2 protein-coding genes are annotated in these 1,523 nt (G+C 36.8%); one reads left to right on the top strand and one right to left on the bottom strand.

The window, feature by feature from the left end; genetic code table 11:
• Window positions 1–165: 165 nt before the first annotated feature.
• Entirely contained in the window at window positions 166–1,287 is a 1,122-nt protein-coding gene (locus tag GSY74_RS08015) for a porin (RefSeq protein ID WP_164664585.1), read from the top strand.
• Window positions 1,288–1,293: 6 nt separating this feature from the next.
• Here the strand turns inward: GSY74_RS08015 and GSY74_RS08020 are convergent.
• On the bottom strand, window positions 1,294–1,523 hold a 230-nt coding region (locus GSY74_RS08020), incomplete at its 5' end, for a hypothetical protein (RefSeq protein ID WP_223157508.1).

Below are 1,523 nucleotides of genomic sequence, written 5' to 3' on the forward strand. Positions count from 1 at the left end.
GCGAGGCTGAAGCCATCGGTTCCGTATATGCAATTTGCATTTTCGGAATCGGCGTGTTTACACCCGAACTATTTGGTTCAAAAAAAGCTTAATTCATTGCATTGGACTAAAGTCTCCGATTCCAAATGAATTTTGAAAGAAGTCTATTTTAAAAAAAGATAGCTTATGAACTATATAAAAATTATTCTACTCCTCTTTACTACATTGCACTCTAGTGATACAGATATAGTAGTGGGTGGTAGAATATCACTAGATACAGTCTATCTTCACAATGCAAGTGGCAAAGATGGTGGTAGCAATAGTAGTGACCAGTTTTTCAATGCGAACAACATTCCTATCGACTCAAAAGGAGAGGATGCAGAGTTGGCACTGACAGCTAGGAATAGTAAGCTCTGGGTAAAAACAAGAGCTATGCAGGAGAACCATGAACCGTTTCTGACTCTTTTGGAGATTGACTTTTGGGGAAGTAGTGGAAATGAGAGAAATAGTAACTCTCATAATATGCGTCTGCGTCATGCCTATTTCATATACAGTGGGTGGACTATAGGACAGACCAATAGCCTCTTTTGTAGTACAATAAAACCAGCCACACTAAAAAAGCCTGTTGATGATGTATTTATGCGTCAACCACTTATTAGCTATAAAACAAAATTTGAAAAAGGGAGTTTAGCTCTATCTCTTGAACAACCTGAATCTGTTATTATGACAACAGAGGGTGATATGGTTACTGTTAATGATGATATGTTTCCAGATATTGTCTCCAAGTATCAAAAGAGGAAAGATTGGGGCGAGTACAGCATCTCTGCGTTGGCACGACAACTAAAGGTAAATCAAGATTTGGGTGAAGATATAGACGAGTGTATATGGGGTTATGGTGTCAATATCAATGGTAAAATCGAGATTGATGAAAAAAATATATTGAGTATAGGTTTTGTAGGAGGTAGAGGAATAGGTCGATATATGGCTACTAGCTTTTTCCCTGGGGCAGTTCTGACCAAAGAGGGGAAGCTAGAGACTCAACTTGCATGGGGGATGCACATCGGACATCAGCACTGGATTAGTAGTAATATACAGCTAAACAGTGCATTTGGATGGATAGATAGCGAACCTATTTTGGAGATAGATACTATTAATAGGTCAGCTTGGTCTGTCCATCTAGCTTTGAAGTATAATTTGGTTAAAAATCTTCTCCTATCTACAGAGTATATTCATGGAACTAGAGTTTTGCAAAATAATGAATATTATAGTGTAGATAGAGTCTATTTTCAGGCTAGTTATAGTTTTTAAATAGAATCAATTTGCATCCGACTCATTTAAATATTGAATAATAATATCTGCATACATTCTGCTATCTTCCCAATACCTCCCATGAGTAAACGGATAGAGATGACGCAGATAGTACAAAAGATTTTTATTTTCTTTGGACTCTTCTACTCTTCTCATAAAGTTACAATTTATATTCTTAACGCCATCATAGTAGTCAAGATGACCACTAACTGGGTCATTTTCATCATAGTAGTTAC

The organism is Sulfurovum sp. bin170 (genome assembly GCF_010892395.1).
Lineage (GTDB): Bacteria > Campylobacterota > Campylobacteria > Campylobacterales > Sulfurovaceae > UBA1140.